Source organism: Ensifer adhaerens (assembly GCF_028993555.1).
GTDB classification, from domain to species: Bacteria; Pseudomonadota; Alphaproteobacteria; order Rhizobiales; family Rhizobiaceae; genus Ensifer; species Ensifer adhaerens_I.
The window spans coordinates 958,085-972,068 of record NZ_CP118611.1 but is presented as its reverse complement, the minus strand read 5'-3'; the positions used below and the strand labels follow the sequence as shown (position 1 = coordinate 972,068).

The window sequence follows — 13,984 nt, the reverse complement described above, 5'->3', positions numbered from 1 at the left end:
TCCCCCCGAATACGACTATCTTGAGCATTCCACCATTATTGTGTCACACTTATCACGGCAACACTGTGATTTAAGTGATAACAAACAAAATAGCTTCCTCAAGACCCCAACGAACTTATCCAGAAAATCGCCACGCGTGACAGCAAACGAGGCAATATGATTAGCAAGAACCAAATTGGGCCAAAGACGGCGCAAAATGGAGCAAACGATCCACGGCTGCTTATTTTGAAGGCACGCCGCGTGTTCGTTTTGGCACTTATTTATGCAGCGCTGCTGAGCGCCTGCATCGGCATCTTGCAGCTCTCCACGCCGCTTTACATGATGCAGGTCCACGACCGGGTCCTCAACAGCCAGAGCATGGACACGCTGACCATGCTGACGATTCTGGTGATCGGCGCGCTCATCATCTATGGCGTGCTCGAATACATCCGGGCGCTGACGTTCCAGGCGATGGGCAGTGCGGTCGTGCGTTGGCTGAACCTGCCGGTTCTGACAGCAGCGGTACAGGCGGCGGCCGATCAAGGGCTGACCCGCGCGACCCAGTCACTACGGGATCTGGCTGAACTGCGCAGCTTTCTCACGACCTCCGCCGTCAGTGCGCCGCTTGATGCCGCCTGGTCGCCGATCTTCCTCGGTGTGCTCTTCGCGTTGCACCCGATGTTCGGCCTTCTTGGCGCCATTTCGATTGCCCTGCTCGTGTGTTGTGGATTGCTGACTGATTTGCTGACTCGCCGGCTGATGAAAGAGGCCAATCAAGCCAATATCGAGGCGGTCTCGAAAATTGGTGCAAGCTTGCGCCACGCCGAAGCGATTGAGGCAATGGGCATGCTCCCGGCTCTCGCCCGCCGGTGGCGGGCGGCACAGCTGCATGCGCTGGATGCGCTCGAGGTCAGCGGCAGCCGAAGCAAGGCGATGGCCTCCATCACCCGCTCGATACGCTTCATGATCCAGGCGGCAGCGCTGGCGACAGGCTCGATTCTCGTGATGAAGCAGGAGATCTCTCCCGGCGCGATGATGGCGACAACCATTCTTGTCGGCCGCCTTCTCGCCCCATTTGATTCGATGATCGAAAACTGGCGCCAATGGGTGCTCGCGATTGCAAGCTGGCGCCGGATCGAGGCGGCACTCAAGGAAGATCTCGCCGTCCGCCAGACGATGCCGCAGCCTCGCACGCAAGGCGATCTCGTTGTCGACAAGCTGGTCTATGCCGCTCCCGGTCTCGATGTGCCGATCATCAAGGGCATCGGATTTTCGCTTTCGCCGGGCGAAGTGCTCGGCATCGTCGGGCCGTCGGCTGCGGGCAAGTCGACGCTTGCCCGTCTCCTTGTCGGCATTTTGAAGCCGACCACGGGCGGCGTCTTCCTGGATGGCAACAACGTCTATCTATGGGAGCGCTCCTCGTTCGGGCAGATGACCGGCTACCTGCCGCAATCCGTCTCGCTGCTCGAGGGCACTATTCGCGACAACATTTCACGCATGGAGGAAGGCGAGCCTCAAAAGGTGCTCGAGGCCGCTCGCCTTGCAGACGTGCACGACATGATCGGTCGCCTGCCGCTCGGCTATGATACACCTGTCGGCGATGGCCATCTCACACTCTCCGGCGGCCAGCGGCAACGCATCGCGCTTGCCCGCTGCCTGTACGACCGCCCTCGCCTGATCGTCCTCGACGAGCCGAACGCCAACCTCGACTCGATCGGCGAGCGGGCATTGATCCGTGCGATTGACCGCGCCCGCAACGACGGCGCGATCGTCATCATGATCGCCCACCGGCCAACCATCATGCAGGCGGCAGACAAACTGCTCGTCCTTGAGAACGGTCGGATTACACAGTTTGGACCGCGCACCGACGTGGTCGCATCCATGACCCCCGGCGAACCGAGACGGGAAGGCGTTTCCGCATGACAAACAAGCCAAAACTGCCGATCGCGCGCGATGCGCGGAGCGTGATCACGACGGGTGGCCGGGAGAACCTCCCCGCCATCATCGACAGACCCAATCCTCTGCAGGGGCTCGACACCGATCTGGAAAAGAGCGCAACGGCTCCATTGCGCGGCGTGGTTCTGGCGGGCCTCACGACCATTCTCGTCGCCTTTGGCGGGTTTTTCGGCTGGGCCTTCTCGACGGAGCTGAGCAGCGCCTCGGTCGCAAGCGGCACCATCGTGGTTGATTCGAAGCGCAAGACCGTCAGCCATTTCGAGGGCGGCATCTTGAACCGGCTCCTGGTCCAGGAGGGTGACCGTGTCGTTGCCGGCCAGCCGCTGCTCAAGCTTGAGGACACGCGCGCCCGCTCTGACCTTCAGGCGCTGCAAAGTCGCCGCATTGGCCTGATCGCAAAACTTGCGCGCCTGCGGGCGGAGCAAACAGGATTGCAATCGATCGCCTTTCCGAACGACCTGACGGCAACATCTGACGCTACGGCCGAAGACGCGATCAAGGCCGAAACGAACTTCTTCGACAGGCGGCGCGAAGCCAAGACCGGTCGCCTGGAGGTTCAGCGCAAGACGATCGAGGAGTTTTCCGAAAAAGCGAAATCACTGGCGGAGCAGATCCGCGCAACCGATCGCCAGATCGAACTGATTACCGAACAGCGCACGTCAATCGCGACGCTGGTCGAGAAGGAATACGCGCAGCGCTCGAAGCTGATCGAGATCGACGCCAAGCTCAGCGAATTGGCCGCAACCCGCGGCGAGCTCGCCGGCAACAAGGCCCAATCCGAAAAGGCGGAAGCCGGCGCTGAACTCGGCTTGACCGGGATCGAGAATGAATTCCAGTCGGAAATTGCCGGAGAAATCACCACGGCCCGACTTGAACTTTCCGATGTTGACGAGCGAATGGTGGCCGCCAAGGACGTCCTGACGCGCCTCGACGTCCGCTCGCCTCAAACGGGCATCGTCACCAATATTCAGCTCCGCACGCCGGGTAGCGCCGTCTCGGCCGGCCAACCGCTGCTCGACATCGTGCCTGAGGACGAACCGCTTCTCGTCGAGATGCATGTCGGCACGCGCGACATCGACAGCATCGATATCGGGTCGAAGACGCAGATCCGGCTGACGGCCTACAATCAACGCACGCACCTGCCTCTTGACGGCGAGATCAGCTATGTCGCGGCCGACCAGTCGGTGGATGAGAAATCGAACGTCTCCTACTACGTGGCGCGTGCCCGCATTGCGGCTTCGTCCCTTAGTGCGAACCCCGATATTCGGCTTTATCCCGGCATGCCTGCCGAAGTCCTGATCGTCCACAAGCCACGCTCGGCGATCGACTACATGGTCTCCCCAATTGCCGACAGCCTGAACCGCGCATTTCGCGAAGACTGAACCAGAGCGTCAAACAACACTCCAAGCCGGCGAAATTCAATTTCGCCGGCAATTTATTTCTAAATTTGAATTGAATTCCAAGTAATAACGAAGATACTTACCCCTTATATCCCAGGGATAATCATCAAAATGACACACAATATACATCTGCGGTAGCAGTTTATAAGACAGTACATCTGTATTTATTTTGTTTTTGCTGTTGCCATATGTTTTTTTGCAGTGCAATGTCGCCGCGCTCATCCAAGGTTTGAGGCCAGAGATGGGCGTAAGCAACAACTAAGAGGAGTAGCATATGGCCACGTTGGAAGGCGGCGCGTATGACGACGCCCTTTTTGGCTCCAGGTTTGGCGATTTCATTCATGCCCATGGCGGCGATGACTTCGTGACCGGAGGCAATGGCAACGACACGATCTTCGGCGACGAAGGTGATGACCTGCTGTTCGGCGGCAACGGGAACGATACCCTGTTCGGCGGCTGGGGCAGCGATGTTATCCATGGTGACAACGGGAACGATGTCCTGTTCGGCGGCCATGGCGACGACCTGCTCTACGGCGACAAGGGTAACGACATCCTCATCGGCGGCGACGGCAACGACCTGCTCATGGGCGGCAAGGGTAGCGATATCCTGTTCGGTGGTGCCGGCAACGACATCATCAACGGCGGCCAGGGCGACGACGTCATGACCGGTGGTACTGGCAGTGACGTCTTCGTGTTCGACGGCGGTGGCGGCAATGACGTCATCCTCGACTTCACGGCTGGCGAAGACCTTCTCCAGATTTCGAAGCATATCAACGGCCTCGATATCTCGTCTCCGGAAGATTTGGCATCGCGCGTCACCCAGGTTGGCGGCAATGTCGTGATCGACTTTGGCCATGGCGACACGCTGACGCTCGTCAATGCGGACGCCGACGACATCCAGGCCAACCCGAACCACTACTTCACGATCCATTGAGATTGACCGGCGCGCCCCACTTCCTCCCGTGGGGCGCCCTCCCTTTTCGTCCTTCAGGAGTAGCGCGTGACGGCAGACGACCGTATCAGGAGCCACAGCCCGGAATTCGCAAGTGCTGTGGCATTCAGGCTCAGCCTTGATGTTGCTGTGCTGATCTGGGACGCACCCGCAGACCTGCCGGCGAAAACCAAATACGCGCTTTCTGCATCGCGATCCCTCGTCCCTCTTGTCAGCATGACCGTTTCGCGGGCTGACGGTGGCCAACGGGTCTTTTGGGCCATGCGTCCCGGAAACGAACGCGAGCTTGCGGAAATTGCGGTCGATCATGACGTCCTTCACACGGTCGTCCTCGAGCCTGCTGCCAGGCTCCCGTTCCTCGATATGGCCGCGCAGTTCGCGAGCCTCATGCCGGAGGGACGCTTCAAGTTTCTCAACACGCTGCTTACCGTCTGGCGCAGCGCATTCCGCCTTTCCCGCGACGAGTTTTTTACCGGCCTGGTCGATGATGCGATCCATGCCCTGAACCTTGGCCACCGCCCCGCTGCGATCGCGTGCCGGCTTGCCCATGGCCGCTATGTGGCGGAAACGACCGTCGCCGCCGAATTTGGCGAGATCAGCGCGATCTATGCACTCAGCGCCGACGCAGTCCTGCCCTTGCCGCAGCAGTTTGCCATCACCGGTCGGGCCGAGCGCGGCTGGCGCCGCTGCCACTTCGTGCTTGAAACGCCGCGGGCGCCGCAGGCGCTCTCTCTGATGATCATGGGCAAGCGTGGCGTTGCCATCCGCGAGGTTGCCCATCGCGGCGCGCGCTATCCGAGCGTCCAGGAGTGGTGGCCCGAACATGGCGCCGCCCCTGGTCTCAGGGAATTTGTCGTTCGTTGTCTCTCTGCGATCCCTGAAAACGGGACGGCGCTCGCAACCGACCTGCAGCTTCGTTCGCCATTGCCGGCGCGCCAGGCCGGGAAATCGCCGCTTCACCCCGGTGCGGAGATAGACCTGGCGCTTGCTCTACCCGATGGGCTGCTAGTCGGTGGCTGGTTTCGTGACCCGTCCGGCGTGCTATCGGGCATCGACTACGTACAGGAAGACGGCACCACGTTGCCGCTTGACGGCAACTGGTATGAATTTCCCGGCTGGGCCCGTGGTGCGGAAGAAGGTTCCAAGACCGATGTAACGGGCTTCGTCAGCTGGCTGCCGATGCGCGAGCCGCTCGGCGCCCTGCTTCAGCCCCGTTTCCAGATGCGACTTGTCTCCGGTGCCACCAAATCGCTGGTGCCGAAGCCGCAACCCTTCGACCCCGCAACACAGCGCAACCGCATCCTCAGGGCCGTTCCGCCACAGCACGCCATCGATGCGGCGTTCCGAACGATCCTTGCGCCGGCGCTCAAGGACGTGGAGCAAAGACTGGGAAAGACGATCAGGGTCGATCAGACGAAGGACTTCGGGCCGATGCTGGAGGCGCCTCTGGTCTCGATCGTCGTGCCACTCTATCGCGTTCTCGATTTTCTGCGCTTCCAGCTCTCTGGCCTTGCGACCGACCCTTTTGTCGCCGCCAATGCCGAGATCATCTATGTGCTGGATTCCCCTGAGATCCACGACGAGACGGAGCACCTGCTAGGCGGCCTTCATCTGCTGCACGGACTTTCGATGAAGCTCGTGGTGATGAACCGCAACGGTGGATATGCCCGTGCATGCAACGCCGGCGCGCGCTATGCCCGCGGTGCGGTCGTCGTCATGCTGAACTCGGATGTCGTTCCCTGCGGGCCGGGCTGGCTGGAGACGCTTGCACTCCCTGTGCTCAAAGAGAAGTCGCTCGGCGCCATCGGTCCGAAACTCCTCTTCGAGGACGGTTCGCTGCAGCATGCGGGTCTCTATTTCGCCCGCAACAAGCAGGACATCTGGCTGAACCACCATTTCTACAAGGGCATGCCCGGCGCCTATGCGCCCGCGCAACAGGCGCGAACTGTGCCGGGCATTACCGGCGCTTGCCAGGTGATGCGTCGGGAGGTCTGGGAACTCGTAGGCGGCTATGCCGAGGACTTTGTGATCGGGGACTACGAAGACAGCGATCTCTGCCTGAAAATCCGGCAGGCCGGCTTCGACATCGTCTATGAACCGGCTGCCTGCCTCTACCATCTCGAACGGCGGTCGATCAGCCGCAGCCAGGATTACACGCGCGGCGTCGCAAGCCAATACAATGCATGGCTGCACACCGAGCGCTGGAACGAAGACATCAGCACGCTGATGCCAGCCTACCTCGGCGCCGAAGAGGCGGCAGCGTCGAGCGGTCTCAAGTCTGCCGCCAGGAGCGCCGCATGAACCAACCCGCACTTCGCCACGCAGACAGCCTGCAAACGGCCTGGCAGCCGAATGAGAACCGCATCGACGGGATGCTTCAAACGGTCCTGAATAATCGCTTCCTGCCACAGCCCGACAGCAACAGCGTGTTTGTCGGAGACGGCAATTACCGGGCGGTTGGCGCCGAGTTTCTCGGCCATTTCATCCGCATGGGCGGATTGCGGCCCGAAAACAGCGTGCTCGATATCGGGAGCGGTATCGGCCGGATGGCGGTTCCGCTCACGCAGTATCTCGAAGCCGATCGCGCCCGCTATGTCGGCGTCGATCCGGTCGAAGGCGGTGTTGCCTGGTGCCGCAAGTCCGTCACCCCGGTCTACCCGAACTTCACCTTTGAGCACGTGGACATTGCCCATGAGCTCTACAATCCCTTGGGCAAGATCAACGGCAAGGCGCTGAGGCTCCCCTATCCGGACCGCACGTTCGATTTCGCAATCATGACGTCGATCGTCACCCATCTGCCGCCCGATGAAGTGCTTGTCTATTTCAGCGAGATCAACCGGATGCTGAAGCCGGGTGGCCGGCTCTTCGTGACGGCGTTCGTGGTCGATCAGGTGGCCGCAAAAAATGAAAACGGCAGGCGGGATCCACGCCTCGGCTTCAACCGCAGCGGCGATGGTCCCTGCTGGTTCGTGCCGGGCCTGCCGCCGCTCGCGGCCGTCGGTTTCGATGACGGCTTTCTCGATCGGGCGCTCGAACGCGCGGGCTTCTCGACCATCCTGAAATCACTCGGCCATTGGCGCGGCCAGGATGCCGGCCATTACCAGGACGTCTTCGTTGCCGAACGCCGGGGTGCAAACGGATGAAGAAGCGCATTCTGGTTGCCGCGCACAATCATCCGGCACTCCATCCGGGCGGTACGGAGATTTTCGCGCACGACCTCTTCCGCGCCTATCAACGCGCCGGCCACGAGGTGCTCTTTCTCGGCGCCACCAATCAGATTCACCGGCAGGTGCGCCCAGGCACGAGCTTCCAGGCGATTGGTCCTGAGGGCGACGAGGTGCTGCTGTGGTCCGGTCATTTCGACCGCTTCTTCATGAGCCAGATCGACGTCTATGGCGTCGTGCCTGATCTGACCGAGCTCTTGCGAGATTTCCAGCCGGATGTGGTCCACATTCACCACCTGCTGCTGCTCGGCGCCGAGTTTCCGCACATCGTGCGCCGGACCTTGCCCGAGTGTCGCATCGTGATGACGCTGCACGACTACTACCCGCTTTGCCACCATGACGGGCTGATGGTGCGAACCAGCGGCAAGGAGCTTTGCCACAAGTCGACGCCCGACCGCTGTCACGCCTGTTTCAAGGATATTCCGCTCGACCGCTTCGTGCTTCGCGAACAGCATCTGAAAGCGCTCTTACGCACCGTCGATCGTTTCGTATCGCCCAGCCAGTTCCTGCGGCAGCGATACATCGACTGGGGCCTCGATGAAGAGCAGATCGATGTGATCGCCAACGGCCTGCCGCGGCGGGACCTTCCGACCCGGAAGGATCGACAGGAAAACGACCGGCCGATCTTTGGTTATTTCGGCAACCTCAATCCCTGGAAGGGCATCACCGTGCTGCTTGAGGCCGCACGACAGCTTATCGACGAGGGCCTGCGCTTCGAACTCAGGGTCCACGGCGGCGCACCGTTCCAGAGCGAAGGTTTCAAGGACGAGATCGCGCGCCTCTTCAAAAAGACGGCCCCCATCGTCCAGCAGCGCGGCGCCTACCGGCGCGACGACATTGCCGGTCTCATCGCCGCGGTCGATTGCACCGTCGTGCCGTCGATCTGGTGGGAAAACGCGCCGCTTGTCATCGGCGAGGCGCAATCCCAGCGCAAGCCAGTGATCGCGAGCAATATCGGCGGCATGGCCGAAATGGTCCAGGACGGCGTGAGCGGCCTGACCGTTACGCCCAACGACCCGCGTGCGCTGGCCGCCGCCATGCGTCGTATCGCGGAGAACCCGGATCTCAGGCGTCGCCTTTCGGCAAACGCCCGCAAACCCGACGATATCGACGCAACTGCCCGCCGCTATCTCACGCTCATCGACAAGATAGAGCCGGCACGAACTGCCGCGGCCTAGAGGAAAAACCATGTCTGTAGCAGCCGACAAGCCAGATGTCGCACCGGAACAAAACAATGCCAAGCCCCTGAAGGGCCGGGTAGACGCAATCGACCAGGGCCGCGTTTTCGGCTGGGCATTCGATCCTGAGACGCCGGAAAAACGGCTCGCCATTCGCGTGCTGCTCGATGGCAAGGTGATTGCAGAGGCACTGGCCGACCGCAACCGGTCCGACCTCAAGCGAAACGGGATCGGCGATGGCAACCACGCCTTCGAAATCGCGTTGCCTGACATGGCGAGCGCCCGCACCGGTGAACTGGTCGTCATGGCCACGACGGAAAAAGGCGGCGAGCTGCCGCTTCGCGTCCCAAAGCCGGACGAGCAGGCGGCCGAAGCCCTGATCGCCGCCCCGCTGGCAAAGGTCCTCGACAAGCTCGACGTGTTGATGGCGGCACAGCGTCAACTCCAGGTCTCACAACGCTCAGCCATCCGGCAAAAGCTCGATGAGGCCGAGGACGGTGAAGCGCCCGGGCTTGCGGCTGTCAGCGACGACGTCGCCAGCCTCCGCACGGAAATCACCCAACGATTGACCGATCTGGACGTGCACCTGATGCGTCTCGATGGGGTTGTGGCCGGCATGGAGAAGAGCCTCAATGCCTTGAAGCAACGCTCGAACGGAGACTTGAAACCGGCGTTCCTGCTTCTCTTCGTACTTGCGGGCTTTACCGCAGGTGCGATCCTGACGCTTCTTCTCCGGAGCTGAGGGCGTCTCATGCCCAATCCGGAGCTTTCCCTTTCGCCGAGCCCTGCGCCACTTGCCCGGATCATGCGCAGTGGACGTGTCGTGGTGTGCCCGATCGACGAGGCGCTGCTATTGGTAATCGGTGCCGGCGGCCCGATGGCCGATCAACTGCCGGTCGAGCTCGATGAAGACCCCGAGACCCGGGCGATCGCTGCCATCATCGGCTGGCGGCTTTCCGCGCCACAGTCATCGGCCACCCACGGTTTCGCCGCGCTCATCCCCGTCGATCGTACGCGTAGCATGCCGGCAACGCTGCGCTTTGGAAAGGAAGGCGGCGGCAAACGCTACATCGCTGCGCCTCGCACCGTGTCGACAGGTGATGTCGCCTCGATGCTGAAGGAGCTCGCCGGCCCGCAGGTCATCCACGTGCTTGGACGCCTCGTGGACGTATTGGTGAAGCCGCCGCTCGATCCGGGCAAGCTCACGACAATCACAGCCCTGCTCAAGGCGGGAACTGCGAAAGACGGCTACATCGAACTGCTCGCTGAAAGCCACGATGGTGCGATCGCACTCAAGGGCTGGGCGCACGACATTGCCGCCGGCGTTGGCCGGATCATCATCCGGGCGGAAAACGCGTCGGTCGCTGAGTGCAGCGTCGCGGTTTTTCCGCGCAACGACGCACCGGAAGATGCCACCGGCTTTCTGGGCCTGCTATCTGCGGATGATCTGCCGCGGGCGCGCGACATCCAGGGCATTTTCTATCGTGGCCGAGGCGCCTGGCGCTATGCGGCCGTCCATGAGCGCAAGTTCTTAGCACCTCCCCTTGAAACGCCCGGTCATATTCGCGCGGTACTGCTCCAAAGCCAGAGCTCGCCACAGGTGCTGTTGCGCCTGCGCGAGGCGGCCAACGGCTTTGACGGCACAGAAACGATCTCAAGTCTCCCTGTCCCTGTCAGGCTCGGGGTTGACGCGCTCTATCAGGCCGATGAAGGCACCTTCCTGATCTCGGGCTGGATGCTCGATCCTGACGATCATGTGCAGAGCGTTCGGCTGCGCAGAGGACGGGGAGAGGCGCGACTTGACGGCGCCTGGACCCGAACCGAGCGGCTGGACGTCGAAGAGGCCTTCGTCGACCGGCCGGAATTCAAGGGGGCGATATCCGGATATCGCCGTTCGCACGGTTTCATCGCCTTCGCGGACGGCCTCGTCGACGATCCGGCAGCACCCTTGTATCTTGAAGTCACCCTTCGCGATTCTCGCCGCGCCTATATGCCGCTTCACCCCACACGGCTTTCGGCCAGGCATTCGGCGCTGCGGCTGCTGAACGCGATCGATCCGACCAGTTGGGCCCTGCCCGATATCGTCGATCGCCAGATCGTTCCGTTCATCACTGCAGCGCGCGCTGACGTTCCGACCATTGAGACCGTCATCGACATTGGCCGCTTCGGCGAGGCTGTGGGACCGGCGATCCTTGTCGCCGTGGGCGAGGTCGAGGAGGATTTCGCCGCCCTGTTGGGGCTTCTGGCACTCGATCCGGATACGCGGCAGGCGCCGATCGTGCTCGTCCTGCAGTCGGAACAGTTTCGACGGCGCGCCGCCGGCATCCGGCGGCTTGCAGAATTCTATCGCCTGCCGCTGCGTCTGGTCTCGGTCGAGGGTTCGAGCGATGCAACCGACCTGGCACGGACTGCGGCGCAGGCAATCGACAATGAAACCGTCATATTGCTCTCTGCGTCCCTGACACCCGCCAATCCCGGCTGGTACCAGACGCTTGTTGCAAACCATGAGACCAGGAGCGGCAGCATCATTTCGCCGACCCTTGCCTATGAGGATCATTCGATCCGCTGGGCCGGCAGTTCGTCGCTCGATCGTGCGGATCCTCTGCAGACGAGCCGTTATGCCGGTTATCCGGTCGGCGCTGTCAACCGCCTGAAGCTGACGCGGGTTGCATCCGCATCGCTCGAATGCTGCATCATGCCCCGCAAGGCGCTTCTCGATGACACCAGTGCTGCGCCCGCCTATCTCGGTGCGTCTCTCAACGGGCTGGATCTCGCCTTGCGGCTGAGCCGCAGGGGCTACGAATCCTATTGGCTGCCCGTCCTGCAGATGCTCGGTTCGGATGAGGCGTCCGGGACTGTTTCGGCAGCCACGGCCAGATACGTGGAACGTGTCGATCAGACGCTATTCCGTGGCCGCTGGATGCAGACTGTCGAGACAGAAAACACGCCCCACAACGAGGTTTCGGCATGAGCGACAAACTCCGCGCGCTGGTGATCTCGCACGGCCACCCGACCCATTCCTTGGGCGGTGCCGAGATCGCTTCCCATGGCTTGCACAAGGCGCTGAACGGCCTGCCGGGAATTGAATCGATCTACCTTGCCCGCGTCGGCAATCCCGTGCCGCGCCACGGTGCGTCGGCGCTGATGAGCCTGCGCCTGGCGATGGACGAAGTCCTCTACCACGCCGAGGACTTTGATCATTTCTTCCTGTCCAACGGCGATACCGACGCGATCCGCCGCGACCTCTTGCGCTTCGTAGGGGACATCAAGCCGGACATCGTCCACTTCCACCACATCATCGGATTCGGGCTGGAAGCGCTCTTTGCTGTGCGCGACGCCCTGCCGAAAGCGCGCATCGTCGTGACCTTCCACGAGTACCTGCCGATCTGTCACAACCACGGACAAATGGTAAAGCGACCCTCGGGCCAGCTTTGCAATGGTGCTTCGCCGATCAGCTGCCACACGTGCTTCCCGGAAATCCCGGTGTCGCGGTTCGTTCGCCGCGAGCAATTCGTGCGGGGCATGCTGAACCTTGCCGACGCCTTCATCGCGCCGAGTGCGTTTCTCGCCAATCGCTACGTCGAATGGGGCATCGCCGCCGAGAAGATCTTCGTGATCGAAAACGGCATCGTGATGGGTGAAAAGACGCCAGCGCGCGAATTGCCGGCGCCGACGGCGCGTCGCAATCGTTTTGCCTATTTCGGGCAAATGACCCCCTTCAAGGGCGTTCACGTGCTGATCGACGCGGTATCGCGCGTGCCCGAAGATGTTTGGGGCGACGATTCCACGCTGATGATCTTCGGCGGAAACCTCGAGCGACAGCCGACCGAGTACCAGGACCGGGTCGCCAAACTGATCGAGGACGCCGGCCGCCGCGTCCGCTTTTATGGCGCCTACCAGAACCAGGACATGCCGCGGCTGATGCGATCGGTCGACTGGGTGGTGATGCCTTCCGTCTGGTGGGAGAATTCCCCGATCGTCATCCAGGAGGCCTTGCACCATGGCCGGCCGATCCTGTGTTCCGATATCGGCGGCATGGCCGAAAAAGTCCGCGACCGGCTGGACGGCTATCATTTCCGCGCCGGAAGCGCACAAGACCTTGCCGATCGGCTGATCGATGTGCTGAGCACGCCAAGGTCATGGGAGAATCTCAGGGCAACCCTCAGGCGGCCGATGAGCCATGTCGACTGCGGCCGCGAACATGTCGCGCTCTACCGGAAACTGCTCAAGGAAGAGCAGCCGGCTCACCCAAGTTCTGCTGTGGCCTGAGTAGTACCGCGCGCAGCCCCCATCACTCATCCGGCTACCGCGAACGACGAGCTTTCCGCCTTGATGGTCATTCCATTGCATATATTAAACAATGGAATGACGAGGATCTTTTAAAATTCAACTTGAATGGTGAAGCCGGTACAAGGCTAAGACACGGATTAGGTGCCACTCGGGTCCCACCACTGGTGGAAGTGGTGAACCGGTCCCCGCCCCTGCCCGATCTTGAGCGCCGATGCAGCAACAAGCGCCTCATGCAGATAGGTCTTGGCGGCGATAACCGCATCTTCAAGTGTCTGCCGATGGGCGAGACCTGCCGCGATCGCGGCCGAGAGCGTGCAGCCGGTGCCATGATCATTCCTGGTTTCAACCCGCGGACGCGACAAACGTAAAGACGTATCCCCGCTGAAGAGGATATCAGCCGCTTCGGCGCCCTTGGCATGCCCGCCTTTCATCAGCACGGCGCGTGCACCAAGCTTCAGGAGCATCTCCGCCTGGCGGGCCACCTCCGTCTCGCTCTCGGCAACGCTGCAACCCGTCATCAGCGCCGCTTCGGGCAGGTTCGGCGTCACTATGAGGCCAAGCGGCAGCAATTCCTCCTTGAGCGTCGCGATCGCACCGGGACGCAACAGTACGTCACCCAAGGTGGCGACCATCACCGGATCGATGACAGCCATCTGCCCATGTCGTTTCAAACCGGACGCGATCGCCGCAATCGTCTCCTCCCGCGACACCATGCCGATCTTGACCGCGCCAACCGCAAGATCCGAAAACACCGCGTCGATCTGGGCTGTGACGACAGCCGAAGAGATATCCTCGACCGCCGTTACCCCTCTGGTGTTTTGCGCAGTGATGGCCGTGATCACGCTGGCGCCATAGACGCCGAGCGCCGAAAACGTCTTCAGATCCGCCTGGATACCGGCGCCACCGCCGGAATCCGAGCCAGCAATCGTGACGGCGATGGCGGTCATGCCCGCCTCCACCAGCTCAGGCACGCACGAACTGAGGTGGGCCTCGACGGATCGAGCC

Annotated in this window: 10 protein-coding genes; 9 read left to right on the top strand and 1 reads right to left on the bottom strand. The window is 61.7% G+C overall.

What is annotated here, in order from left to right; all coding sequences use genetic code 11:
- Nucleotides 1-156: 156 nt before the first annotated feature.
- The 9 genes from PWG15_RS24800 (at nt 157) to PWG15_RS24760 (ending at nt 12,958) form a co-directional block, all read left to right on the top strand.
- Nucleotides 157-1,902 (top strand): type I secretion system permease/ATPase, encoded by a 1,746-nt coding sequence (locus PWG15_RS24800; protein ID WP_275026726.1) that lies wholly within the window; start codon nt 157-159, stop codon nt 1,900-1,902.
- Nucleotides 1,899-3,317, top strand: coding sequence for an HlyD family type I secretion periplasmic adaptor subunit (locus tag PWG15_RS24795; RefSeq protein ID WP_275026725.1), 1,419 nt, complete (start codon nt 1,899-1,901; stop codon nt 3,315-3,317). The genes PWG15_RS24800 and PWG15_RS24795 overlap by 4 nt, the downstream gene beginning before the upstream one ends.
- Before the next feature lie 292 nt (nt 3,318-3,609).
- A complete protein-coding gene (locus tag PWG15_RS24790) occupies nt 3,610-4,269 on the top strand; it encodes a calcium-binding protein (RefSeq protein ID WP_275026724.1) in 660 nt (219 codons plus the stop codon).
- 66 nt (nt 4,270-4,335) lie between these two features.
- Nucleotides 4,336-6,588: a glycosyltransferase family 2 protein gene (locus PWG15_RS24785; RefSeq protein ID WP_275026723.1), complete on the top strand. Its 2,253-nt coding sequence runs from the start codon at nt 4,336-4,338 to the stop codon at nt 6,586-6,588.
- On the top strand, nt 6,585-7,430 hold the full coding sequence (locus tag PWG15_RS24780) for a class I SAM-dependent methyltransferase (RefSeq protein ID WP_275026722.1): 846 nt from the start codon (nt 6,585-6,587) through the stop codon (nt 7,428-7,430). Before PWG15_RS24785 ends, PWG15_RS24780 begins: the two co-directional genes overlap by 4 nt.
- Nucleotides 7,427-8,689 carry a glycosyltransferase family 4 protein gene (locus tag PWG15_RS24775; protein ID WP_275026721.1) on the top strand — a complete coding sequence of 421 codons (1,263 nt, stop codon included), beginning with the start codon at nt 7,427-7,429 and terminating at the stop codon, nt 8,687-8,689. Before PWG15_RS24780 ends, PWG15_RS24775 begins: the two co-directional genes overlap by 4 nt.
- 10 nt (nt 8,690-8,699) lie before the next feature.
- Nucleotides 8,700-9,431 carry a hypothetical protein gene (locus PWG15_RS24770; protein WP_275026720.1) on the top strand — a complete coding sequence of 244 codons (732 nt, stop codon included), beginning with the start codon at nt 8,700-8,702 and terminating at the stop codon, nt 9,429-9,431.
- Nucleotides 9,432-9,440: 9 nt separating this feature from the next.
- A complete protein-coding gene (locus tag PWG15_RS24765; protein WP_275026718.1) occupies nt 9,441-11,660 on the top strand; it encodes a hypothetical protein in 2,220 nt (739 codons plus the stop codon).
- Nucleotides 11,657-12,958, top strand: a complete 1,302-nt coding sequence (locus PWG15_RS24760) for a glycosyltransferase family 4 protein (protein WP_275026717.1) — start codon at nt 11,657-11,659, stop codon at nt 12,956-12,958. Before PWG15_RS24765 ends, PWG15_RS24760 begins: the two co-directional genes overlap by 4 nt.
- 158 nt (nt 12,959-13,116) lie before the next feature.
- Here PWG15_RS24760 and thiD read toward each other — a convergent pair whose 3' ends face one another.
- Entirely contained in the window at nt 13,117-13,926 is an 810-nt protein-coding gene (gene thiD / locus PWG15_RS24755) for a bifunctional hydroxymethylpyrimidine kinase/phosphomethylpyrimidine kinase (protein WP_275026716.1), read from the bottom strand.
- Nucleotides 13,927-13,984: the final 58 nt, after the last annotated feature.

Excerpts from the sequence above, each read along its gene's own strand:
- thiD (WP_275026716.1), bottom strand. The coding sequence starts at position 13,926 with ATGACCGCCATCGCCGTCACGATTGCTGGCTCGGATTCCGGCGGTGGC.
- PWG15_RS24765 (WP_275026718.1), top strand. The coding sequence starts at position 9,441 with ATGCCCAATCCGGAGCTTTCCCTTTCGCCGAGCCCTGCGCCACTTGCC.
- PWG15_RS24770 (WP_275026720.1), top strand. The coding sequence starts at position 8,700 with ATGTCTGTAGCAGCCGACAAGCCAGATGTCGCACCGGAACAAAACAAT.
- PWG15_RS24760 (WP_275026717.1), top strand. The coding sequence starts at position 11,657 with ATGAGCGACAAACTCCGCGCGCTGGTGATCTCGCACGGCCACCCGACC.
- PWG15_RS24780 (WP_275026722.1), top strand. The coding sequence starts at position 6,585 with ATGAACCAACCCGCACTTCGCCACGCAGACAGCCTGCAAACGGCCTGG.
- PWG15_RS24790 (WP_275026724.1), top strand. The coding sequence starts at position 3,610 with ATGGCCACGTTGGAAGGCGGCGCGTATGACGACGCCCTTTTTGGCTCC.
- PWG15_RS24800 (WP_275026726.1), top strand. The coding sequence starts at position 157 with ATGATTAGCAAGAACCAAATTGGGCCAAAGACGGCGCAAAATGGAGCA.
- PWG15_RS24795 (WP_275026725.1), top strand. The coding sequence starts at position 1,899 with ATGACAAACAAGCCAAAACTGCCGATCGCGCGCGATGCGCGGAGCGTG.
- PWG15_RS24775 (WP_275026721.1), top strand. The coding sequence starts at position 7,427 with ATGAAGAAGCGCATTCTGGTTGCCGCGCACAATCATCCGGCACTCCAT.